We start from the raw sequence: 22,944 nt of genomic DNA, 5'->3' as shown, positions 1-22,944 counted from the left end.
AGCGATGGGTGATGGCTTATCGCTCACCCCGAGGAAAGCGTCCGGCTGGTGCGAACAATCAATTCTACTCTCTGATCTAAGATTTTTTTGCATCATAAATCAACCATAACCTTTAACATAGCCTTTTAGTTTAGTTAAATTGCTTGTCTTTATTTAACCCGAGGGGGCAAGAATAAATAATATATTTTAAAAAAACCTCACAAATGTGAGGTTAAATGTAATGACCTAGAGATATAATCCCTCTCATAGCTATATTAAGAACAAATATAGCAACAATCGGTGAAATATCAATCATACCTATTGGTGGGATAATCTTACGAAAGGGCTCTAAGTAGGGCTCACATATTCTCCCTAAAAATTGCCCTACCGCTGATTCTTTCACATTAGGTACCCATGACATAAAGATATAAATAATCAACGCAAATGAGTAAATTTGTACTAATTGTGCCAATAAAAATAAAATCAAATCCATTATAATAACTCCTCTATTAATCTAGATCGTTGTAGTAGTAATCCGATATTGAGCCCGCTACTTCTACCGAATCAGGGGCACATAAGAATATATCTGTTCCTATTCTTTGAATATCTCCACCTAAAGCATATACTGTTCCACTTAAAAAGTCGATTATTCTAATTCCTTGTTCCTTGTCAATACGTTGTAAATTAACTATAACTGCTTTTTTGTTCTTTAAATGCTCTGAAATGTCTTGTGCCTCAGCATAGACTCTCGGTTCAATTAAAATTACCTTTGAGGACTTTTGCATATTTTGAATACTGACAAGATTCGTAGCAGCAGTTTCCTTAGGAGCAGCATTAAATTTGCGTTCTTTAGGATATGATGATTTTACTGGCTGTTGTCGTACTTGTTCTGGTTCTACTGCACGATTTTGTGTTCTAGGTTGCTGAGGTGTTGTAGTATCTTCATCCTCTTCTAAATAGAAGAAGTTTTTTACCCAATTCTTCATACTCATTCATCCTCCTTGTCTTTGCCGACTAATGCTGTTCCTATTCGTATAAATGTAGCTCCCTCTTCAATAGCTATTTCGTAATCTCCGGACATACCCATGGATAGCTCCATACACGGGGCGTGTGGAAGTTGTTTTGCAGCAATTCTTAGTTGAAGCTCTTTTAAGCTACGGAAAACGTTTCGTATTAAAGCCTTATCTTCCGTATTCGGTGCCATTGTCATTAGACCGACTACACGTATATGTGAATAATCTTTAAGAGTGTCAATAAACAATTCAGCTTCTTCCATAGATAGACCATGCTTGGATTGTTCCTCAGAAACATTCACTTGAACAAAGCAATTTTTAACATTGTCTGCTCTTTTTTCAATTTCCTCGGCCAAGCTTTTACGATCTAAGGAGTGCAAATAATCTATCTCATTGATTACCGATTTTACTTTCCTAGTTTGCAATGAGCCTATGTAGTGCCATTTTACGTTAGCTGAAATAGCTTCTAATTTTCTTTTAAGTCCTTCAGGTCTGTTTTCTCCAAGATGCAATATTTCATTTTGAATAACTTCCTCCGTACGTTCTACTGAAACTTCCTTTGTAACAGCAATAAGTGTTACATCGTCAAAATTTCGATTAGAGCGTACACAGGCTTCTTCAATATGCTTTTGAATGTTAATTAAATTATTATGAACATTTGACATTTTAAACCAACTCTTCATCTAGTGTTTTGTTCATTGTATCAATGAAATGGCGTTTTATCAATAAAGAACAGTACCTATTCTCTGTTTTTAGCAACAATTATTACATCTTTTCCAATAACAGCTATATTTTGTACGCTAATTTTTTTCGTTTCCCTTTTTTTATTGAAAAATGTGGGGTATGCCCCATTAGTTTCTACAATAAAGGAAATGATATGACCTGTTTCTTTATCTATTTCTGCATCCACTATAAAGCCCAGTAATTGCCCTGAATTAGCCTCAATGACTTCTTTTTGTTGCGCATCTGAAAACTTCAACAGTTCCCCTCCTTTTTAATAGTATATTCATGAAAATAGAAAAAAACGCTTTTTCTGACGAGAAAAAGCGTTAAGGATTGTTATTTAGGATTTAACTGATTTTGAATAGTAGATAAAGCACTTTTCTCTAGTCTTGAGATTTGAGCCTGCGAGAGACCCAGGTCGGTAGCTATTTCGGTTTGTGTCGCACCAAAGTATATTCTTTTCGTTAATATTTTCTTTTGTCGCGAGTCTAAGTTTTGAAAACTCTCTTTTACCGTAAAATAAGTAACCCATTGATCTTCTGATACATCATTATCACATAATTGATCCATCATATAAATAGCATCTCCTCCATCACTGAAAATTGGTTCTTGAAGAGAGACAGGATCTTGAATTGCATCTAGCGATAGTAATATATCTTCTACTGGTATCTCAAGTATTTTAGACAAATCCTCTAATGTCGGTTCTTCCAAATGTTCGTTAATATATTGTTCCTTGGCTTTCATAGCCTTATAAGCAATATCTCTTAATGATCTAGAAACTCTTACAGAATGGTGGTCACGCAAATGTCTTTTTATCTCACCAATGATCATAGGCACTGCATATGTGGAAAAACGCACATTATGTTTTAAATCAAAATTTTCAATGGACTTTATAAGCCCTATGCAACCTACTTGGAATAAGTCATCTGCTTGCTCGCCTCTATAAGCGAAGCGCTGTACTAGACTTAAAACTAATCTTAAATTACCCATTACCAATTCATCTTTAACCGAATCTTCGCCAGCTTGTAAGCGAATAAATAATGCTTTCATTTCTTCGTGGGTTAGTAAAGGAAGCTTTGATGTGTCAATGCCGCATAATTCAACTTTTGTTCTCGTCATAGATCTTCCTCCGGACTTTTTAATAGTTCTTAGTCAGTTTATCCGCCGGTTAAAAGATTATTCGGAGCATAGCTATCCAATTTCACCCATTAGGCAATCGGTTCATTCAGTACTTCTTTTAAATCTAAAATTATTTTTTTCTCTAATCTTGAGATATAAGATTGGGAAATTCCAAGATGATCAGCTACCTCTTTTTGAGTCATTTCCTCTTGTCCGTTAAGCCCAAAACGACATTGCATAATATATTTCTCTCTATTTCCCAATAAATTTATCGCTTCAAAAACATGCTGACGTTCTAGCTTTTTTTCGACATCCTCTATTATTAGGTCTTCACTTGTACCCAGAATATCGGAAAGCAGTAATTCATTACCATCTGAATCAGAATTTAAAGGCTCATCAAATGAAACTTCTGATTTCATGCGGTTCGTTTTTCTCAAATGCATAAGAATTTCGTTTTCAATACATCTTGAAGCATAGGTTGCTAACTTAATGCCTTTATCTAAATTGAACGTCTCTACCGCTTTTATAAGTCCGATGGATCCAATACTAATTAAATCTTCTATGTTTGTATTCGTTTGATCGAACCTTCTAGCAATGTATACTACAAGTCTTAAATTTCTTTCGATTAACACATCTCTTGCGTACTCATCTCCATCCATGAAAGCTAGTAGCATTTCTCGTTCCTCATCTCTCGTCAATGGTTTTGGTAACGATTCACTTCCACCAATATAATGGACTCCTTTTCTTCTAAATGAGAGAATCCAATAATAAAATCGACGTAGCATATTTAATATCATTATTTAGCACTCCTTTTTTTCAAATGATAGTACGAGGAACTATGTAAGATACCGTCTGCCTCGTGTGGAAATTTGTCCTTACCTCTCGTTAGTACGATGTAACCTTTTGGTAAAGGTTGATCATTTACGACCCATTCATCGAATTTAATGCCAATTACCCATGACTTTTCCTTTTGAACGGTTGCAATTGGTATTAGACGAACCTTACTCGCATACTCTTTTGGAAGCATATCCAAACCTTTATAATGTGAGCTATCCCAGCTATTTATCACATCATAAAGAAGTTCTGGAAGAATGGGACGAAGAGCTTCTGCTGCTATAAAGTGTACAGGATCATTAGAAAGTGGTTCTGTACAGACGTTCCCAGAATCAATAAATAGTGTAAGTTCCTTTGTTTGATTGAATAATTTAATGCTAGAAGGATAAATAAGTTCTCTTTCCGATTGTGAAATATGCAGACTTAGTACGTGTTTCGTGAGGAGGTATAAACCACCAGTAGCAATTAATGCATAATTGATAATCATGAATGAATTACTCGCATTATGGTACATTGGGGCAATTGCTGTAAGTAGTCCACCAGCAAAGATGCTTGCTAGTAATGTTAATGAAATGGCTTTGACGATTTGTGTCCTTTTTTTCCAAAACGCTATTCCAATCATGAGAAAGAAAGTCAAAAATAGCGTAATGAAATGATTAGAAAAAACGACGGTTATCAATCCCGCAACAAATGCAGACAGAAGCAGGTATCTTTTTTTGTTTTCAATCCAACCAATTCTGTTTGCAAACGCTAAAACGGTATAGTTGAAAAAGGTGTTTGTTGCAATCATAACTTCTGCGTACATAGCTCTCCTCCTTTTGATAAAAGCTTAACATCCGATTTATAAGAAATTTGTCAAAGGAGCGTTCAAAAGTAAATTTTTTAAACGACAAAATTATAGAAAGAATTATGGTATGAGTTTTTTTCGTTACTAGTTGAATCGATTTCATAAACCTTTGATGAGACGAAGACTAAGAACAAAAAGATGAAAAATAATGAGACAATTATTGATTGGAGCTCCAGCGGGATGAGTGACAGGCAAATGGGAAATCGAGGAGGCAGTTCCTCAGCCTTCCTAAACAATAAAAAAAGACTATAGACATTTCAAATTTCTTTGAAAGTCTATAGCCTGAGCAATCGCTATTAACCAGATTACTTTTTATCTATTAACCTATTAGTTTCTGCGATTACGATTTCTTAAAAATGTTGGTATATCTAAAGCATCATCTTGGTGATTATGAGTTGGAGCAGGACGTTCCTGCTGATAAGAAGGCTGCGGTTGAGACTGTGGCTCTTCTTTTCTAGTTTCACGCTGTGTAGTAGCTGCTTGCTGAGCACGTGCAGTTCCAAAGCCTGTCCCTCTAGGTTGTTTTTGCATAATTACTTCTTCATTAAAACCGGTTGCAATTACTGTTACTACAATCTCATCTTTCAAGTTATCATTGATAACCGAACCAAAGATCATGTTAACTTCTTCATCTGAAGCAGATGCTACGATGTCTGCAGCTTCTTGTACTTCAAATAAGGAAAGATTTGAGCCACCAGTGATATTCATTAATACACCTGTCGCTCCATCAATCGAAGTTTCAAGTAACGGACTAGAAATAGCCTTTTTAGCTGCTTCTGCTGCTCGATTTTCTCCTGCAGAAATACCAATCCCCATTAGTGCTGCTCCTTTGTTAGACATAATTGTCTTAACATCAGCAAAGTCTAAGTTAATAAGACCAGGAACTGCGATTAAATCAGAGATACCTTGGACACCTTGACGAAGAACGTTATCAGCTTCTCTAAATGCTTCTAGCATTGGAGTATTTTTGTCTACAATCTCCAATAGGCGATCATTAGGAATAACAATTAGTGTATCAACGGCTTCCTTCATCATGCCAATCCCGCCTACAGCCTGTGTAGAGCGCTTGCGACCTTCAAAAGTAAATGGACGTGTTACTACTCCGACAGTCAAAGCACCTAAGTCACGAGCGATTTGAGCTATTACAGGAGCTGCTCCTGTACCAGTTCCGCCACCCATTCCCGCGGTTACGAAAACCATGTCTGCACCTCTTAGTGCTTCTTCTATTAATTCTTTACTTTCTTCAGCTGCTTTTTTACCTACCTCTGGGTTAGCTCCTGCTCCTAAACCACGAGTTAGTTTACCACCAATTTGAAGTTTTACTTCAGCTTTTGACATGTTAAGGGCTTGTGCATCTGTATTTACAGCGATAAAGTCTACCCCTTGGACGCCATGTTCAATCATACGATTTACTGCGTTATTTCCGCCGCCACCGACTCCAATAACTTTAATAATTGCTAATTGATCTTCGTTTGTTTCAAATTCTAACATGCTATTGCCTCCTATATTCTTTCAACTATGATAAAGTTTTCTCATTCAAAGAACTTGTCAAAAAGTTTCTTCGCCTTACTCATTGCACTCTCTTTGTTTTCATTGTTTGAATTTTTTTGTGGTTGTTTTTGTTTTTTAGTGCTTGCTACTACTTCATTGTGTGCCATTTGAGATAATGCATGGCTATTGCCAATTTTACCATAGAAAAGATCTTCTTTATAGGCATATCTTATAAGGCCAACAGCTGTTGTATATTGTGGTTCTCTAACGCCGATATAATCTGGTGTGTACAGTCGAACACGCGATTGTAATATGTGTCTCGCCAATTGTCCGATACCCTCAAGTTTAGCAACTCCACCTGTGATTACTACTCCACCTGGGAGATCTTGTAATCCCATACGGTAAAATTCCTCAAGAATTAACTCAAATAGTTCTTCTAGACGTACGCCAATAATCTCTGCTATATATCGTTGAGAATATTGCTCTTTCATATCAGCACCAATTACTGGTACTTCGAATAACTCATCATCCGACGCATCATCGTAAAAGGCATGTCCATATTTTAATTTTATCATTTCTGCTTGTTCTGTAGGGGTTTTTAAAACGATAGATAAATCTTTAGTGATATGGTCCCCACCTACAGGAATAACAGCAGTATTGACTAAATGACCTTCTCTGAATATTGCTATGGTTGTAGAGCCTCCACCAATATCAATATAGGCAGTACCATGATTTTTTTCATCCTCAGTTAAGGCAAAATGTCCTGCTGCCAATGGTTGAAGATAAATCTCTCTAATTTGAAGGCCTGCTCTTTCCACACATCGTAACACGTTATGTAAAATCGTTTTGGATGTCGTCATCATTAAACCGTCTAATTCTAGACGAGTTCCAATCATTCCGCGAGGATCTTTTATCTCTTCTAAATGATCCACGATAAATTGTTTGGGAGCAATGTTAATTAGCTCTCTTTCAGGAGGAATAGACATTACTTGAGCAGACTCTAATACGCGGTCCAAGTCTGCGTCTGTTATTTCTCTGTCCTCTCGATTGACAGCGACAACACCTTTAACGTTTTGTATATTCGCTAAATTAGCGGGTATACCTAACACTATTTCATGTATAGACATTCCTATCATTCTTTCAGCCTCACCAACGGCTTTTTTAATCGATTGAACAGTTGCATCTATATCAACAATGGTGCCTTTTCTAATACCGTTTGATTTAACATTTCCTACTCCTATTACATGCAGCGAGTCATCACTCATTTCACCTATTAATACTTTAATGGAAGACGACCCAATATCTAATGATACGTACATTTCTGATTGATTCACCCGTGGCACCTCCTAATAACTCTTTATTTATTATTCTATTGTAAAAAACCTATAAAGTCTAAAATTTTCTAAAGAAATAGTAAATTATAGCACAAAACATTATCTTTTTGTTCTCTCAGGCCATTTTGTTAATATTATTCGACGAATCACAGCTATATTTTGAAAGAGTCGAACACCGAAAGCAAAGATGGCCGCTAGATATAAATCTACCCCTAAATGGACCCCCAGAAAGGCAAGACCAGCAGCTAAAGCAATATTAAAGAAGAAACCGGAAACAAATACTTTATCATCGTAAACTTGTTGAAGTTGTGCCCTAATTCCTCCAAACAAAGTATCTAGTGCAGCTAAAACAGCAATGGATAAATAGCTTTCATAAACCTCTGGAATTTGAATATCAGTCATTAAGCCAAGTGATATTCCAAGTATTAATCCTAAAAACGGCAACCACATAACTATTCTCCCCCTGGCACTTCTTGTAAAAATTCCATATTTACTGATTGATCAAAGGCTTGTATTGTAACCTCATCTTCCGGTTCACCTATAGTTAGTCTTAGATTATCAATGTAAAAATTATCTCCGATAGGAGATGCTTGTAGCTGGTTATACATTTTCTTAGCGTCTTCTAATGTTAAGGTGCCAATTTTAATAGTGAAGGGGGCCTTTTTTATTGTCAGGTTATTAACCGTCGTCCTGCCGTTTACATCCCGTATAGCAGAGGAATATACAATCCTTTTGCCATCCACTTCTACTGCCTCCGCTTTAAAGCGATTAATCTCATTAATTAATCGAATTAATAAATCAGGAGATATTTCTTCTATTTGCTCCCCCACCATCATACTCTCTAAAGAGGGTTCAATTGTTATGGTTAGTCCTGGACCTTTAAAATCAGCTATACCAATATCCTGTTTTAATTGTTTAACGGTTTCATTTAAAGCTATTTCAGGGCTTTCATTGACCATATTGTCATACTTGCCAACTGTCTCCTCTAACAGGCGCACTTCCGACAACAATTCGGAATGCAGCTGTGTTTCCGTGGCAAGCTCTTGGCGAATCTCCCATACATCACGCGTATCGCGAGTTTCTGGTTGTTTTACTGTATTGTATTGAATGGCAATCATGAAACCAACGATCAACAAAATTATAGTAAACCGAATATAGACGGTTTTTTTCATGTATTCGGCCCTCCTTTGCCTTTGTTAATTTTGGTCCCCACGCAAGGCAGGCATCATGATGTTACTCTTTTCTTCAACGGTGACTACGATATTATCGTTTGTTAGCTGATCTACAATACCGCCACCTAAGTTAACAGATGCTAGTAATACCTTGGGATCACCTACGGCTTCAACTGTGAAAGGCGCGGGAAAAGCTCGTCCATCGACGGTTATCACTGGGCCAGTACACGATATGTAAGATTGAGCATGAAGCCTTTGTCCATTAATAGTAATTGCTTCTGCTCCTGATATTTTTAGCTCATTTATCACTTTAAATACATGACTTTCGTGAACAATGTAATCATTTGGGTTTTCCTGAGAAGGATTATACTCACCATCCTGCAAAGCTATTGAAATGCCTTTCCCCTCAGATGGAATGTCTCCCATTAGTAACCGAAGCATTTCAGCCTCCTTTACTAACTCTTCCACGCTTTCTTCGCTATCCACAAATGACTTTTCAAAAACTCTAATAGCCTGTTGTTTTTTATTTATCTCTTCTGTTAATTCCTTATTCATTTCCTTCTGTTCTATTAGCTGCTCTCTGTACTTTTGTATTTCCAACGAATAGCTATCATTACCCTCTATTTCTTTATCTGCAGATGCCATGCTATAGGAATAAGCTAAAATGAACCCTAACACTAAACTAACCAGCGAGATAAGAATACGTCCACGAAAAGGAACATTAAGACGACTCCTCTTCTTCATCCTCAATGGCCTCCTCACCCTCAGTTTCATTTAAAACCTTTTGAAAGGGTTCAAAATATGACCCTACCTCCATATCGATTACTCCTTTTTGATCTGGGTTTATTTGTGAAATAATCGACGGATAATAATTCATTTTACTTGAAAATGACGGGATTAGAGCTTGTACCTCATTACCATCATTCATAAAAACTTGAATAGAGTATATATCATTCTCTGTAGGGACGTAGTTTATTTGAGAGATAGTTAATAACACTTCACTATTCAACTTTTTAAGTTCTTTTATAAGACGTAATCGAATTTTTTCATCTTCAAAATCTGCGATGATTGGCCCTTCGACAGGAACAATCTCATCTTCTGGAATTATGGTCTTACCATTTTCCAAAATTATTTGAAGTGCATTTTCCTTTTCTACATATCCAACTTGTTTAAATTCTTTAACTTCGATATGAACACTGGATAGCCATTTTCTTTTAACTTGAACTGATTCTACCCAATCACTTTTCTCCAATGAATTTTCTATGTCTTTTTCCTTAAAGCTCCACATGGAATCTCCAATTTTTAGACCACTTTGTTCAATGTAATGATTCACGGAGAAAAGCTTAGCCCCATCTAGCTCTATTTTTTGTACCTGACTATAAGACGATTGAAAATAAAGCAAGACCAATAGAGTAAAGACAAAGAGAAAAAGTAGAATGGAAAATTTTTTGTTTGTTCTACGTCTTCTTTTTTCTTTTAAGGTAGGTATTCGATCTTCGATATCGATGACTTTTTCCATTCTACCGCCTCCCTTCTGTACTAGATGTATTAGCCAAGTTTAAAATGATTCCGATAATCCCCCAGGTCATTACTAAGGATGACCCGCCATAGCTGATAAATGGTAAAGTTACCCCTGTGACAGGTAACAAGCCAGTTACTACTCCCATATTTAAAAACGTTTGTACAACAAGTAAGGAGGTTAAGGCTACTATCATTAATTGGGCCTCTCTTGTCTTCGCACGGGAAGCCATCATATAGCTAGTAGTGAAAAAAACAACAAAGGCAGAGATTACAACTATCCCACCGATAAATCCCGTTTCCTCCAATAAAATGGAGAAGATAAAATCATTCTGTGGCTCTGGCAAATATAAAAACTTTTGGCGACTATTTCCGTAGCCGAAACCGAATAGACCAGCTGGACCAATGGCTAATAGTGATTGAATTGCTTGGAATCCAGAACCTAAAGGGTCTTTCCAAGGGTCCAAGAAAGCTTGGATCCTAACTAACCTATACGGAGCAGAAATGATTAGTGCTGCTAAACCTATTACCCCAGATAATCCAATGGCGAAAAAAAACTTTAAAGGAAGTCCTGCAGCAAATAACAGCATAAATACTGCTACAACTAATACAAAAGCAGATCCAAAATCTGGTTGAACCATTATTAAGCCTATTGGCAGCAAGAGTAGAAGTGCGCTACGCATATATAGTTTACCTTTGTTTTTTGGTTCCTTTGCTAAAGCTAAAGCCAACACGCCTAACACAGCAATTTTAGACAGCTCTGCAGGCTGAAAGTTGGTAAAACCAAGAGATATCCAACTCTGTGAACCATTCCGTACGACACCGATACCAGGAATCAATACCCCTATAAGCAATACCACCGATATGATATATAAAACGTGCCAAAATGTGGGAAGGCGGAGAAATGATTTATTTTGTATAAAAAATGCTCCTGCCACCCCAACTATTAAATACAAGCTCTGTTTCAAAGCGAAAGGCGTTTGCCCTTGATAATGAACCTCGCTCCAATACGATCCGGCTGAATGCACAAACAAAATCCCAATAATTGATAAAAATAATACAGACGATAAGAATAGTAACTTACGTTTATCTTTCGATTATTTCATCCTTTCAATTATTCGTTAAAGATTCAACAACCTTGATGAATTCATCCCCTCGAATTTCAAAGCTCTCATATTGATCCCAGCTTGCACAAGCGGGAGAAAGAAGAATAATGTCTCCTTTTTCTGATACCTCCACAGCTAAACGGGTGGCTTCCTCTAAATTAGAGACTCTTTTCACGAAGGGTATATGGTTCTCTTCTCCAAATTTCTGAAGTCTTTCCGCTGTTTCACCATAGTGTACAAGTGCTCTCACATTAGGTAAATAAGGAATAAGCTGATCAAACGAATGTCCTCGATCGACTCCACCCGCTATCCACACGACAGGCTCAGTAAACCCTTCTAACGCACTTTTGGTAGCCAGCGTATTCGTAGCTTTAGAATCATTGTAGAACTTACGTCCATCTGACTCTAACACAAACTGAGTGCGATGCCTTACACCTTGGAAGGTTTGTAATACAAATTTAATACTCTCTAACGAGCAGTCTGACAAAATAGCTACAGCAGTTGCAGCTAATACATTTTCCAAGTTATGCTTACCTCGTAGTGCAATAAGGGAGCGTTCAAAAAGTTGTTCACCATTCCAATATACAAATTGATCGTCGGCACTTATACCATTAGCTGTCTTTTTGCTAACATAAAAAGGAACCTTTTGTGCTTGGCTTTTATCAGCATAATCTTGAACTAACTGTTGCTCTGCATTATAGACAAACCAATCATTTTCATCCTGCATTTTGGTAATATTAAATTTTGCGTCTGTATATTCTTGATAATCTTTATGATAGTCCAAGTGAGCCTCATATAAATTCATTAAAACTGAAATTTTAGGTTTTAATTGTTCAGTTCCCATCAACTGAAAGGAGGACAACTCCATAACAATTGTATTGTCTGCAGTCGCCTTTTCTGCGACCCCAGAGGCAACAGTTCCTATATTACCCGCAATCAATGGTTGCTTAGAAGCATGATTCAACATTTCGTATATAAGAGTCGTTGTAGTAGTTTTACCATTTGACCCCGTAATTCCAATCATGGGAGCATCACTAATACGATACGCAAGCTCTACTTCTGTCCATACAGGAATACCTCTTTTAATAGCTTCTGCAACTACACTATTCGTATAAGGAATTCCAGGATTTTTTACGATTAGATTAAACCCTTCATCCAGCAAGTCTTCTGGATGACTACCGCAAATGACTGTCAATCCTTTGGTCAAAAGATATTGAGCATTTTCATTTTGCTCAAATGGCTTGGAATCATTAACTGTGACAAATGCTCCTAAGTCATGCAAGAGCTCAGCAGCAACTGTACCGCTTTTGGCTAAGCCTAAAACAAGTATTTTTTTATGATATACAAAAGGTAGCTGTTTCAATTTACATAACCTCCATAATCACTACAAACATTGCTGCCGCAAAGTTAATAGCCCAAAATACGGTGACAACTTTACGTTCACTCCAGCCAGAAAGTTCAAAATGATGGTGAATCGGACTCATTTTAAATATTCTCTTACCAGTAGTTTTGAAGCTAATGACCTGTAATATAACCGATAATGTTTCTATTACAAAGATAATCCCAACGATCAATAGAAGCACTTCTTGTTGAACAAGAATTGAAACCATAGCTAGTGCTCCACCTAAAGCTAGTGATCCAGTGTCTCCCATAAAAACTTGAGCGGGATTTTTATTGAACAATAGAAAACCTAACAAGGCTCCAGCAACACTAAAGGCAAAAATTGCAATATCCGTTTGTTCGTATATTAAAGCAAGCACTCCAAAAGTAGCGAAGGATACTGATGCTGTACCAGATACAAGACCATCTAACCCATCTGATAGGTTTACTGCATTGGAGAAGCCAACTAGCCAAAACACTAAAAAGGCAACATAGAACTGACCTAGAGAAAGCGTAATATCAGTCCATGGAATGGAAATTGAAGTATCAAATGGACCTAGCTTTAACAAGAAAAAGGCAATAATCGCAATAATTATTTGTCCGATTAGTTTTTGTAGAGAAGTTAAACCTAAATTTCTCTTTAAAACTACTTTTATAAAATCATCCAAGAACCCAATTAACCCAAAGCCCACTAATACTAACAACAATACGATTGACTGTGTCGTAAGCTTGTCAAATATAAACGAAATAGCAAGTGTTGTCACAATGATTGAGGTTAAAAATATTAAACCACCCATGGTAGGTGTTCCAGCTTTTTTCTGATGGGATTCTGGCCCCTCTTCTCTTATACTTTGCCCAAATTTCATCCTTCTTAAATAGGGGATAATAATCGGGGCAAGTATAACAGATACTAAAAAACTAGCAATAAGTGTAATTAACGTTGTAGACAATGTCATAAAAAAATCTCCTTAAATACGCACAACTAATCATGAATGTACTATAGTTATTTTTATTTTGTGTAAACATGTATAGTCCCATCTAACGGAATAAGACTGTTTTCTTTCGGTAATTGAGTTAAGATTTCATCTCCATCGCCGTGCCAAACAATTTGAAACGGATACATGTACGATGTAATTTCTTTTCTTTTAGTTCCTACAAGATTTGGGACGCGGACAGTTTGAACATCTCCCCATCTATAATCTTTCTCTAATTGTTTACCTCCACCGGTAACCTCAAGTGAATCTTCAATAATTTGACCTACTATTGGTGCGGCAATTACTCCACCAAACTGAGTACTATGCTTTGGATTATCAATTGCTACATATACTATAAGTTCTGGTTTATCCGCAGGAGCAAAGCCGATGAAAGAAACAATGTACTCTCCATCCATATATCGGCCGTTCTGAACCTTTTGTGCAGTCCCAGTTTTTCCACCTATCCGTAATTGGTCTCTATAGGCGTTTCTACCGGAACCATGAGCAACCACGTGTTCAAGTGCCTCACGTACTTTTTGAGAAGTTGCTTCTGATACTACTTGCGTTTTCATTTCTGGTTCTGCTGTAGATAGAATTTTATTTGTTTCTCCATCCACAATGTTCTTAACAATATAAGGCTTATACAAATAGCCGCCGTTAATAGCCGCTGCTACTGCTTGAACTTGTTGAATCGGTGTGACAGAAATACCTTGGCCAAATGAAGTGGTTGCATGTTCAACTGGCCCATAAGCATCTTTACTAAATAGAATGCCCGAAGATTCTCCAGCCATTCCAGAACCTGTGGATTGACCAAATCCAAACTTCTTTATGTACTCTGAAAGCTTGTCAGGTCCAACTCTCCTGCCTAATTCTATAAATCCCGGGTTACAGGAATTTTCTACAACTTCCAGAAACGTTTGGCTACCATGCCCTTGTCGTTTCCAGCATCGCAGTCTTGCTCCTTCTACAATTGTGTAACCAGCATCATGAAAATGGTCATTATCTAAGTTAACAACATTTTCTTCGAGTGCTGCGCTAAGCGTAATAATTTTAAACGTGGATCCAGGTTCGAATGTCATCCAAACTGGTAAGTTACGATTGTAAATAGTAGAATCAACTTCTTGATAAGAAGAAGGGTCAAAATTTGGAGCCGAAGCTAGTGCTAGTATCTCTCCATTATTAGGATTCATTACGATTGCAATGCCTTGCGTTGCCTCATATTTATCCATTGCTTGTGACAATTCTCTCTCTACTACGGATTGAATTTTCATATCGATTGTTAATTGGACATGGTTACCATTTTGTCCATTTTTCCAACTGTCATCCACATGTGGAAGTGGAATGCCTTTAGCATCAGTAAACATTCGAATGGCTGATTCTTTGCCCTTCAAGACAGAATCGTATTGATATTCGATTCCAGCAAGCCCCTGGGCATCATATCCGGTAAAGCCTAACAATCTCGAAAGCATTTTACCATGCGGGTAATCTCTGACATAGTCAATACCAGCATACAGACCCTTTACATTTTTATCTTGAATCTGCATAGCTAAGTCAGACGTAATGTTCTTCCCTGCTGGAGCAATTTTAACAAGATAAGCTCTCTTGTTAATCTGTTCGTATAGCTTACTCTCTTCCACTTCTAACAATGGTGCAATTTCTTTTGCAACCTTCTCTGGTTCTTTATTTTGGGAAGGCATATAGAAAAGGGTAGGAGATAGTCTGTTACCAACTATTACCTCCCCATTTCGATCAAGAATATTGCCCCTTTCAGAAGCATAAGGCAGCTCTCGGTCCCAGCTTTCCTTAGCTTTAGTAGTCAATTCACTGAACTGAAAAAACTGAAGCTGAATAAGCTTTCCCGCTACCGCCAGAAACAACAGCAGCGTAATAACCCATATCATCCGTAGCCGAATAACTTGTTTAAGTTTAGATATTACGTTTTCTCCTTTATGTCCGTTTTAGATAGCTTATGAGAAAACGTCCTTAACTATTCTAGCACTCTTCTAGTCTTGCGGTAGTTCTTCCAATTCTTCTTCCTCTACGCTGTTTTCAGCAATTTCCTTTGGACTCGACAATTGAACTACAATCGGTGAATCACTAGTCACCACTGAGCCAGCTGTTAAACTTTGCTTCGACACAAAGCCATCTCCTATTATTTCTATTGGCAACCCAGAAAGTGACTTATAAATCATAAGATTTCTTTTTGACCATCCTGCAAAGTTCGGAAGTACTATTTCCCCACTCCCTTTTATAAAAGCAGTTCCTTGAGAAATAACAGAGGTGCCTGCCTTAGGATATTGCTCTAACACCTGATCCAACTGTCCAATTATAACAGTTTTTAATCCTTGAGTTTCTAACGCCATTTGGCTGTCTAACACATTTTTACCAATTAAATCAGGCATTTTTATCGGTTTAGATAATTCAAGGTTTTCTGGTTCTATATTTAAATATTTCAAGCTATTTTCAGTGACAGAATTAAATATTTCAGATACTGGCTGAGAACCAACCTCTGTATCTTTTATCTTCGGTTTCTGAACAGCAACATACACGATTAATTGAGGATCCTCTACAGGAGCCATCCCTAAAAAGGAATAGAGGAATAGCTGTCTTCCCCAAAAGTAGCTTCCATCCCCTTTTGGAATTTGAGCAGTACCAGTCTTCCCTGCAGAAGTATATCCATTCAATTTAAAGCGTTGGGCCGTCCCATGCTCCGATGTAACAGTGCTTGCCAGAATTTCCTTTACCTGATTAGCAGTGCTTGCTGAAATAGGAGATTTCTTTTCTACTGGTTCATTGTCATCGACAATCTCTCCTGTATTAGGATTAACAATTTTATCAATAACATAAGGCTGGTACATAGTTCCTTCATTTGCAATAGCAGTCATTCCTTGGACTAATTGAATAGGTGTGACCGTTACCCCTTGCCCATAAGTCGTAGTAACTCTGTTAATAGGATATCTATCATTTACGATACCACTTGCCTCATTTGGAAGGTCTATACCAGTGGGCTGCCCAAAACCAAAACGACGAATATATTCTATAAAGGTTTCGTCACCTATTTTATTTAGTAAAAAGGCCATGGAAACGTTAGAAGATCTTTGGAATCCTTCTAGGTAAGAAATAGTTCCCCAACCAACTACATTATGATCTCTTATGGTACGATCATACACTTTGTAGGAGCCCGATTTAAATTGATCATTTGGATTCCAAACACCCTCTTCAATAGCAGATGCTAAAGTAAAGATTTTCATCGTAGAACCCGGTTCTATCGTTTGCTCAATGGCTTCATTCAACCAATTGGTCGAAAGTCCTTCTCTCGTATTCGGTTCGAATGTCGGTCGTTGAGCCATTGCTAATATCTCACCTGTTTTAGCATTTGCAACAATGGCTGTCATTTTTTCAGGATTATACTTTTCTTCTGCTTTATTCATAGCATCTTCTAAAAAGTTTTCTATTGTTTTGTCGAGCGTCAAGTGAATGTCATAGCCATCTTGTGCTTCTGTGACCATCTTGCTTGCATTAGGAAGTAAAAAGCCTTTTGTATCGCTATGATATTCCACTTTACCTGGCACTCCAGTAAGCTTTTTATCATAAATGTACTCCAGTCCCATTTTCCCCACTGCAATGGCTTCCCCATCCTTGTTCTCTTCCTTGAGAGCAAATCCTATTAAATGAGATGCAAATGTCCCATTAGGATATAACCTTTTTAAATCTTGGCTAAACTGAATTCCAAGAAGTTCTAAACTCTTAATCTCTAACATTTTTTTATGACTAATATCTCTTCCAGCTTTGCCAAACTCGACTTGATACTTGTCCTTTTCAATACCTTTATTTAATATCTCTAGAATCTCTTGCTCTGACATATCAATATATTCTGCAAGTATTCTAGCAGTATCCTCTGGATCCACAACATGTCGAGGGACTTTACTATTACCTGAAACCTCTGCTCTCGTAATTGCAATCATCTTATAGCTTAAGGTATCTTCTGCAATTACCTCGCCATTACGATCTACAATATTGCCTCGATTTGCTGGTATTTCTTGAACACGTCCATACTTATCGTCTGCTTTTGAAGCTAAAACTTCCCCTTCTGCTGTACCTGTAACCTGAATAAATACAAAGCGGCTTAGCAATACAAAAAAGAGCCCTCCATAAAGTAAAAACATTAGAAAGGCTCCCCATTGAAAACGAAATTTTTTATTCATTGTCCTGGTACTACCTTTACGTTTTGCTCATTTAGTTTCAAGCCGAGTTCCTCTGCCTTTTTCCAAATTCGATCATAGGTAGATAATTCACGTACTTGTATGGACAAGTCAGTATTTTCTTTTGAAGTAGTATCTATTTGTTGTTCAAGTAAAGAAATCTCTTTCGTAGTTGCTCTAACGTCTGTTTGAGTTTGAACAATCATTAACGAAAGCACAGTTACAACGATCAATAATCCTACAAATAAAAACTTTTCACCTTTAGATAGTATTTTACTCTTTATTTTTGCCGGCTTCTTTGGCTGTGGTGGTTGCTCTGGAAAAGAAGGCCTAGCTATGTATGTCTCTGACTGATAGTTACGTAAAGCCATTTAAACACTTCCCTTTTCGATTAGTTTTTCCACAATGCGCAGCTTGGCAGATCTTGAACGGTTATTTACTTCTAGCTCTTCTTTCGAAGGTAAGATTGGCTTCCTAGTTATTAACTTCAGCATAGGTTCCATTCCAGCCGGGATAACTGGTAAGTTTGGCGGCAACTCTGGTAATGAGGACGCCTCCTTAAAAATAGTCTTTGTCAGCCTATCTTCTAAAGAATGGAAAGTAATAACGCTAACTCGTCCCCCCACCTTTATAAGCTGTATTGCATCTTCGAGTGAATCCTCAGCTGCTCCCAGCTCATCGTTTACTGCTATTCGGACAGCTTGAAAAATACGCTTGGCTGGATGCCCGCCTGTCCTTCTTGCTGCAGCCGGAATTCCTGCTTTGATTAACTCAACTAACTGGAAAGTAGTTTCGATAGGTGCAGTTTCCCTTGCCTGCTCTATTTTCCTTGCAATCTGCTTGGAAAATTTCTCTTCTCCATAACGGAAAAAGATTTTCACTAACTTTTCATAAGGCCATTCATTGATAACATGGAAAGCTGTTAATTCACTTGTTTGATCCATCCGCATATCAAGAGGAGCATCGTAGTTATAGCTAAAACCACGTTCAGGGGTATCTAGCTGAGGCGAGGAAACGCCTAAGTCATATAAAATCCCATCAACCTTTTCAATCCCTAAATCATTTAAGGATTTTTTTAAATATCGAAAATTGGAGTGAACAAAAGTGACTTGGTCCAAGTAAGGAGCTAACTTTACTTTTGCATTTTCGATAGCTGTCATATCCTGATCGAAGCAGATTAACCTACCATTTTCATTAAGCTGTTTGATTAAGTATTCGCTGTGACCGGCACCACCTAGTGTGCAGTCAACATAAATTCCATCGGGACGAATAGCTAGCCCATCTACCGTCTCGTGGAGTAGTACTGTTGTATGATGAAACAAGCTCTTCCCTCCATTTCTTATATATCAAAGCCGATCATATTCTCCGCAATGTCGTTAAATGAATCCTCAGAGTCTTCAAAGTATGTTTCCCAGGCTTCCTTCGCCCATATTTCCAGACGGTTGGACACCCCAAGAACAATACACTCCTTGTCCATTTTTGCATATGCTCTAAGATTACTTGGTATATTGATTCGGCCTTGCTTATCAATTTCTACTTCTGTAGCACCAGAAAAGAAAAAACGAGTAAATGCTCGTGCATCTTTTTTAGTTACAGGTAGTTCTTTTAATTTTTCTTCGAGCTTTCGCCATTCATTCATAGGATAACCAAATAAGCAATTATCAAGACCACGAGTTAAAACAAAACAATCCTCCAAATGCTCTCTAAATTTAGAAGGTATGATTATTCTCCCTTTAGGATCGACGTTATGCTGGTATTCGCCCATGAACATGCTACTCACCCCACTTTATGTCAATAACATACCACATCCCCCCACTTTCCTCCACAATTTTTTCGTAAATTAGTGGAGAAAATTTGAAAATGCGTAATTAGTACTTGTTAAAACACATTTAGAGCAAATATGACAAGGGTTTAGGAGAAAAAAGAGCTACCCATTATTCTGAAGCTTAAACCTATATTTCATTAAATTTGTATTAAATTTAACTAACAATCGATGTAATAGATAAACAACATTTAATATTTCTAAAGAAGAGAAAATTAACAAAAAAACAAATACATCTTAAAATCTCTTGTTTTTCGATTTTTAATATGATTTTACAAGTCATAATTTACATCCAATAGATTATAAAAAATGACTTAATTATTTCCCTTTCATCAAATTCAATACAAATAATGCTTCTCTTATTAGAAACGAAAAACTCCTCTCACATTAAGGGAGAGGAGCAAGATACATTATATAGACACTACATGATGCTTACCATTAAATTCATATGGAACCTGAAGTAATTCTACAAGGAGGTCCTGTCCTTTTTCATTTAGTAATTGAATAGGAGAGTAAGTTCTTTCCTGTAGACCACCATTAGGCATAAGCTGAATGATTAATTGGTCATAACGATAAATAGAAGAATCTAGCTTGGTTAAAATAGTATCCTCTACTGCATTCTCAATGAAGGTAAGCTGCTTCGTATGAAAATCCAAGTTTTTTTCTACTAAAGATGTAAGCTTAATATCATTTCGTTTTAGTAATTGATCAAGTTCTTCATACTTACTTGCTAAATCATCTTTAATTGACTGGATGAACAAGGAGACATCCTTATTTTGATTTTCCTCAATCATCCTAGCTTTTGAAAGCTCGACCTCTCCACTCCAAACATCAGGAATCGAGAATTCCAGCTTATCTAGTAGCGATTGCACCTTAGGAGTGACTAAAGATATGCTAAGTCGCGGCGTGATAACCGGCATTTTCATATTAAATAATTGGAAGGCATCTTTTAATGTAGCCCAATAAGCTATCTCGCCTGGGCCACCAATAAAACTTAATACCGGAAAAACCATTTCTTGCATTAATGGTCGTGTAACAACGTTATTACTAAGTTTCTCAGGTTGATCTTTAGCAATCGCAATAAGCTCTTCTTTGGTGAAAGATATTCCCTTAGCTTCATGCACAAAAGAATTGCTCTCTCTTTCTAGAAGAAAACGTTCGCCATCCTCTACATAAAACAAATTAGCAGCTGTTTCTTTCGCTTGAATTGGAGACCCATACCCTAGTTGGTCAAGCTGTTGTTCCTTTTGGAATACTAAACTTGCCAAATCCGAGGACTGTTCAATCATTTGAACAAAATAGTCAGATTCCAACTGGCGAAGAGGCTGATAGGCTGCATCAACCATAAGCAGTCCTTCTTCGTAAAATAATTCGTTCATAATTGCCGAAAAAAACGTAGTGAAGTTGGAATGTTCCTCTACAAAATGAGTGAACTTTGAGTATAATTTTTTCGTATGGGATGTTTCAGGCAAGCTTTTGAAAATCTCTTCTAAATAGGCTAGCATCGTTTCTTTCGTAAATGTTGTCTCTGAAGCAATTTTCTTTAACTTCGATCTTTCGGGGAAAACGAGTTTTTGGAGCTTTCTGCTTTTCTCTATGTAAACATGGTTGATTTCATCGATATCATGATCTTCACCTGCTATCCAAAATACAGGAATTACCGGTATACCTTGTATTTCTCTTTGACGTTTCGCAAGAACGATCACTGAAATGGCTTTATGGATGGAATACATAGGACCGGTCAATATGCCTGCCTGCTGTCCACCAATTACAACCACGCCGTTATCTTTTAATTCCTCTATATGTTTTCTACTTTTCTCAGAAATACCAAACTGGTCCATATAGCTAGTAATAACGCCAGCCAGCTCAACTCTTTTATGTTTTGAGTAATCGGTCTCTTGAAGTCTTTTATTTAAATCCTCTTGGTTCCATTCATAATGAAAAAAAGAGGAAAGACTTGCAGAGTCCTCTAAATATGCTTTATAGAATGGGGAAACAAATGGTTGTGTGTATTGCTCTAATCGCACGATTTTCCACCTCTTTAATATAATCCTTTTAGAGTATATCATTTCATCAGAAAGAGATGAAAATTATTAGCTTATATACTTTAAAACATATCGGATTACTCCGATTATCCATAAAAGAGCGTACATGAAGCAGAGTAGGATGAAAAACAATCTCCACACTTTCCGAAGCAGAGGCTTTATTTCTATCTCTTTTTTCATTCTCCATTCTAGAATGGTCATAATAGTTGCAATAAAAATAGCAAAAATAATAATAATAAATCCTATTTCTTTTCCAAAAATAACATTAAACACATGAGAAACTGAAAAGAATAACAAAAACGTAGTAATATCTGCAGCTATACCAATAGATTTTTTTCTTTTGCGAAACGCATATTTGGCAATCACAAAAGAAATGATAAATAGAATTGCTGGAACTAATACAATGATAGAAACAAGGCTGATCATATCAATCACCTACTTTATTCATTTCTTTTAATAATAAATAAAAAGTATTTAGAATGGGCAATGACTTTTTACGACTCTCTGCTTCCGCTAGGATAGCCCCTACTATAGTATCGACTTCCATTACGCGATTGCTCTGAAAATCCTTAAGCATGGATGAGTAGTTATACTCTGTATTTTGGCAAAGCGACACAACTTCTTCCCATGCCAATAAGTCGTTCCAATCTTCAAAGGCTTCTATAATTTCCTCATACAGGCTTCGCAATATTTTTTTATATGATTCATTTTTAATTAGTTCACCATTCTGTACACGAGCAATGGTAGTTAAGGGATTTATCAAGCAATTAAGTAATGCTTTTTTAAACAAGATTTGTCTAATATTTTCAGTAAGTTGAAATGGGAATTGCTCTGACTTAGATCTCAGTAGCTGTTCAAGACGCTGCCACTTTCCTTTATAAAATCCAATTGAAGTCGTTCCAATTCCTAAGTGTTGTACCGTTTCCCGATTTATTTTGGTCGCTCCGTGCAAAACAGAACCTAATAATATATTCGATTGTTTTAAAGTATCGATAAACTGTAAATGTAGTAGACCATTTTGTATAAACAGTAGAGGAGTTTCTTTTGGTAAGGAATCTAAATTATTTTTTAATGAAGAGAGATCGTGATACTTAACTGCCACAATAATTATATCCATTGGATGTAGTGCTTCTATAGAATTGACTATCTGACATTCAATTCGTTCCGTAATGTCATTTGTTTTTATGTATAGTTCTTTTAAGCTCTTATTCCTTACTAAAAAGGATATGTCATGACCTGCTTTAGATAAATAGGCGCCAAATAGCATACCGACTGCTCCAGCTCCTATAATTCCTATTCGCATACTTCTTCACCTCCTACAAAATATTATATGGGGGAATAATCTACCATCCAGGGAGGTCGTCCACCAAACGTTATATTAGGTC

23 protein-coding genes and 1 pseudogene are annotated in these 22,944 nt (G+C 36.9%); all 24 read right to left on the bottom strand.

The window, feature by feature from the left end; all coding sequences use genetic code 11:
- Positions 1 to 211: 211 nt before the first annotated feature.
- The 24 genes and pseudogenes from Q0371_RS13650 to Q0371_RS13535 all read right to left on the bottom strand — a co-directional run bounded on the left by Q0371_RS13650 (position 212) and on the right by Q0371_RS13535 (position 22,862).
- On the bottom strand, positions 212 to 472 hold the full coding sequence (locus Q0371_RS13650; protein WP_298471965.1) for a YggT family protein: 261 nt from the start codon (positions 470 to 472) through the stop codon (positions 212 to 214).
- 16 nt (positions 473 to 488) lie between these two features.
- Positions 489 to 971: a cell division protein SepF gene (locus Q0371_RS13645; RefSeq protein WP_169358995.1), complete on the bottom strand. Its 483-nt coding sequence runs from the start codon at positions 969 to 971 to the stop codon at positions 489 to 491.
- Entirely contained in the window at positions 968 to 1,657 is a 690-nt protein-coding gene (locus Q0371_RS13640) for a YggS family pyridoxal phosphate-dependent enzyme (protein WP_298471963.1), read from the bottom strand. The genes Q0371_RS13645 and Q0371_RS13640 overlap by 4 nt, the downstream gene beginning before the upstream one ends.
- 74 nt (positions 1,658 to 1,731) lie before the next feature.
- The gene (locus Q0371_RS13635; protein ID WP_169358993.1) at positions 1,732 to 1,971 is read right to left on the bottom strand and encodes a YlmC/YmxH family sporulation protein; all 240 of its coding nucleotides are present in this window, start codon (positions 1,969 to 1,971) and stop codon (positions 1,732 to 1,734) included.
- An 80-nt stretch (positions 1,972 to 2,051) separates the two neighbouring features.
- Positions 2,052 to 2,834, bottom strand: a complete 783-nt coding sequence (gene sigG / locus Q0371_RS13630) for an RNA polymerase sporulation sigma factor SigG (protein WP_169358992.1) — start codon at positions 2,832 to 2,834, stop codon at positions 2,052 to 2,054.
- 89 nt (positions 2,835 to 2,923) lie between these two features.
- Positions 2,924 to 3,631, bottom strand: coding sequence for an RNA polymerase sporulation sigma factor SigE (gene sigE / locus Q0371_RS13625; protein ID WP_240949634.1), 708 nt, complete (start codon positions 3,629 to 3,631; stop codon positions 2,924 to 2,926).
- Positions 3,631 to 4,473: a sigma-E processing peptidase SpoIIGA gene (locus Q0371_RS13620; protein ID WP_298471961.1), complete on the bottom strand. Its 843-nt coding sequence runs from the start codon at positions 4,471 to 4,473 to the stop codon at positions 3,631 to 3,633. Before Q0371_RS13620 ends, sigE begins: the two co-directional genes overlap by 1 nt.
- A gap of 369 nt (positions 4,474 to 4,842) precedes the next feature.
- Positions 4,843 to 6,006 (bottom strand): cell division protein FtsZ, encoded by a 1,164-nt coding sequence (ftsZ, locus tag Q0371_RS13615; protein ID WP_169358990.1) that lies wholly within the window; start codon positions 6,004 to 6,006, stop codon positions 4,843 to 4,845.
- A 41-nt stretch (positions 6,007 to 6,047) separates the two neighbouring features.
- The gene (ftsA, locus tag Q0371_RS13610) at positions 6,048 to 7,340 is read right to left on the bottom strand and encodes a cell division protein FtsA (protein WP_169358989.1); all 1,293 of its coding nucleotides are present in this window, start codon (positions 7,338 to 7,340) and stop codon (positions 6,048 to 6,050) included.
- A gap of 99 nt (positions 7,341 to 7,439) precedes the next feature.
- On the bottom strand, positions 7,440 to 7,790 hold the full coding sequence (locus Q0371_RS13605) for a small basic family protein (RefSeq protein WP_169358988.1): 351 nt from the start codon (positions 7,788 to 7,790) through the stop codon (positions 7,440 to 7,442).
- A 2-nt stretch (positions 7,791 to 7,792) separates the two neighbouring features.
- A complete protein-coding gene (locus tag Q0371_RS13600; RefSeq protein ID WP_251552940.1) occupies positions 7,793 to 8,512 on the bottom strand; it encodes a DUF881 domain-containing protein in 720 nt (239 codons plus the stop codon).
- Between the two features lie 24 nt (positions 8,513 to 8,536).
- The gene (locus Q0371_RS13595; RefSeq protein WP_169358986.1) at positions 8,537 to 9,256 is read right to left on the bottom strand and encodes a DUF881 domain-containing protein; all 720 of its coding nucleotides are present in this window, start codon (positions 9,254 to 9,256) and stop codon (positions 8,537 to 8,539) included.
- Positions 9,234 to 10,031, bottom strand: a complete 798-nt coding sequence (locus tag Q0371_RS13590; protein WP_298471956.1) for an FtsQ-type POTRA domain-containing protein — start codon at positions 10,029 to 10,031, stop codon at positions 9,234 to 9,236. Before Q0371_RS13590 ends, Q0371_RS13595 begins: the two co-directional genes overlap by 23 nt.
- Before the next feature lies 1 nt (position 10,032).
- Positions 10,033 to 11,091: pseudogene (locus tag Q0371_RS13585) on the bottom strand (putative peptidoglycan glycosyltransferase FtsW); the annotation flags it as partial.
- A gap of 49 nt (positions 11,092 to 11,140) precedes the next feature.
- A complete protein-coding gene (murD, locus tag Q0371_RS13580; RefSeq protein WP_169358984.1) occupies positions 11,141 to 12,499 on the bottom strand; it encodes a UDP-N-acetylmuramoyl-L-alanine--D-glutamate ligase in 1,359 nt (452 codons plus the stop codon).
- Position 12,500: 1 nt separating this feature from the next.
- A complete protein-coding gene (gene mraY, locus Q0371_RS13575; RefSeq protein WP_169358983.1) occupies positions 12,501 to 13,472 on the bottom strand; it encodes a phospho-N-acetylmuramoyl-pentapeptide-transferase in 972 nt (323 codons plus the stop codon).
- A 53-nt stretch (positions 13,473 to 13,525) separates the two neighbouring features.
- On the bottom strand, positions 13,526 to 15,391 hold the full coding sequence (locus tag Q0371_RS13570; protein WP_298471953.1) for a penicillin-binding transpeptidase domain-containing protein: 1,866 nt from the start codon (positions 15,389 to 15,391) through the stop codon (positions 13,526 to 13,528).
- 102 nt (positions 15,392 to 15,493) lie between these two features.
- Positions 15,494 to 17,656, bottom strand: a complete 2,163-nt coding sequence (locus Q0371_RS13565) for a penicillin-binding transpeptidase domain-containing protein (RefSeq protein WP_298471952.1) — start codon at positions 17,654 to 17,656, stop codon at positions 15,494 to 15,496.
- A gap of 35 nt (positions 17,657 to 17,691) precedes the next feature.
- A complete protein-coding gene (gene ftsL / locus Q0371_RS13560) occupies positions 17,692 to 18,063 on the bottom strand; it encodes a cell division protein FtsL (protein WP_169358980.1) in 372 nt (123 codons plus the stop codon).
- Positions 18,064 to 19,014, bottom strand: a complete 951-nt coding sequence (gene rsmH / locus Q0371_RS13555) for a 16S rRNA (cytosine(1402)-N(4))-methyltransferase RsmH (protein ID WP_298471949.1) — start codon at positions 19,012 to 19,014, stop codon at positions 18,064 to 18,066.
- Positions 19,015 to 19,031: 17 nt separating this feature from the next.
- Positions 19,032 to 19,463, bottom strand: a complete 432-nt coding sequence (gene mraZ / locus Q0371_RS13550; RefSeq protein ID WP_169358978.1) for a division/cell wall cluster transcriptional repressor MraZ — start codon at positions 19,461 to 19,463, stop codon at positions 19,032 to 19,034.
- Positions 19,464 to 19,924: 461 nt separating this feature from the next.
- The gene (gene bshC / locus Q0371_RS13545) at positions 19,925 to 21,541 is read right to left on the bottom strand and encodes a bacillithiol biosynthesis cysteine-adding enzyme BshC (RefSeq protein ID WP_298471948.1); all 1,617 of its coding nucleotides are present in this window, start codon (positions 21,539 to 21,541) and stop codon (positions 19,925 to 19,927) included.
- A 66-nt stretch (positions 21,542 to 21,607) separates the two neighbouring features.
- Positions 21,608 to 21,985 carry a DUF3397 domain-containing protein gene (locus Q0371_RS13540; protein WP_251552967.1) on the bottom strand — a complete coding sequence of 126 codons (378 nt, stop codon included), beginning with the start codon at positions 21,983 to 21,985 and terminating at the stop codon, positions 21,608 to 21,610.
- Between the two features lies 1 nt (position 21,986).
- A complete protein-coding gene (locus tag Q0371_RS13535) occupies positions 21,987 to 22,862 on the bottom strand; it encodes a 2-dehydropantoate 2-reductase (protein ID WP_298471946.1) in 876 nt (291 codons plus the stop codon).
- Positions 22,863 to 22,944 lie beyond the last annotated feature (82 nt).

The sequence above is a fragment of the uncultured Psychrobacillus sp. genome (assembly GCF_938022135.1).
GTDB lineage: Bacteria > Bacillota > Bacilli > Bacillales_A > Planococcaceae > Psychrobacillus.
Note: the sequence above shows the minus strand (reverse complement) of the source record. Positions and strands in the feature narration are given on the sequence as shown.

Excerpts from the sequence above, each read along its gene's own strand:
- Q0371_RS13650 (WP_298471965.1), bottom strand. The coding sequence starts at position 472 with ATGGATTTGATTTTATTTTTATTGGCACAATTAGTACAAATTTACTCA.
- Q0371_RS13645 (WP_169358995.1), bottom strand. The coding sequence starts at position 971 with ATGAGTATGAAGAATTGGGTAAAAAACTTCTTCTATTTAGAAGAGGAT.
- Q0371_RS13640 (WP_298471963.1), bottom strand. The coding sequence starts at position 1,657 with ATGTCAAATGTTCATAATAATTTAATTAACATTCAAAAGCATATTGAA.
- sigG (WP_169358992.1), bottom strand. The coding sequence starts at position 2,834 with ATGACGAGAACAAAAGTTGAATTATGCGGCATTGACACATCAAAGCTT.
- sigE (WP_240949634.1), bottom strand. The coding sequence starts at position 3,631 with ATGATATTAAATATGCTACGTCGATTTTATTATTGGATTCTCTCATTT.
- Q0371_RS13620 (WP_298471961.1), bottom strand. The coding sequence starts at position 4,473 with ATGTACGCAGAAGTTATGATTGCAACAAACACCTTTTTCAACTATACC.
- ftsZ (WP_169358990.1), bottom strand. The coding sequence starts at position 6,006 with ATGTTAGAATTTGAAACAAACGAAGATCAATTAGCAATTATTAAAGTT.
- Q0371_RS13605 (WP_169358988.1), bottom strand. The coding sequence starts at position 7,790 with ATGTGGTTGCCGTTTTTAGGATTAATACTTGGAATATCACTTGGCTTA.
- Q0371_RS13600 (WP_251552940.1), bottom strand. The coding sequence starts at position 8,512 with ATGAAAAAAACCGTCTATATTCGGTTTACTATAATTTTGTTGATCGTT.
- Q0371_RS13595 (WP_169358986.1), bottom strand. The coding sequence starts at position 9,256 with ATGAAGAAGAGGAGTCGTCTTAATGTTCCTTTTCGTGGACGTATTCTT.
- Q0371_RS13590 (WP_298471956.1), bottom strand. The coding sequence starts at position 10,031 with ATGGAAAAAGTCATCGATATCGAAGATCGAATACCTACCTTAAAAGAA.
- mraY (WP_169358983.1), bottom strand. The coding sequence starts at position 13,472 with ATGACATTGTCTACAACGTTAATTACACTTATTGCTAGTTTTTTAGTA.
- Q0371_RS13570 (WP_298471953.1), bottom strand. The coding sequence starts at position 15,391 with ATGATATGGGTTATTACGCTGCTGTTGTTTCTGGCGGTAGCGGGAAAG.
- Q0371_RS13565 (WP_298471952.1), bottom strand. The coding sequence starts at position 17,656 with ATGTTTTTACTTTATGGAGGGCTCTTTTTTGTATTGCTAAGCCGCTTT.
- ftsL (WP_169358980.1), bottom strand. The coding sequence starts at position 18,063 with ATGGCTTTACGTAACTATCAGTCAGAGACATACATAGCTAGGCCTTCT.
- mraZ (WP_169358978.1), bottom strand. The coding sequence starts at position 19,463 with ATGTTCATGGGCGAATACCAGCATAACGTCGATCCTAAAGGGAGAATA.
- Q0371_RS13540 (WP_251552967.1), bottom strand. The coding sequence starts at position 21,985 with ATGATCAGCCTTGTTTCTATCATTGTATTAGTTCCAGCAATTCTATTT.
- Q0371_RS13535 (WP_298471946.1), bottom strand. The coding sequence starts at position 22,862 with ATGCGAATAGGAATTATAGGAGCTGGAGCAGTCGGTATGCTATTTGGC.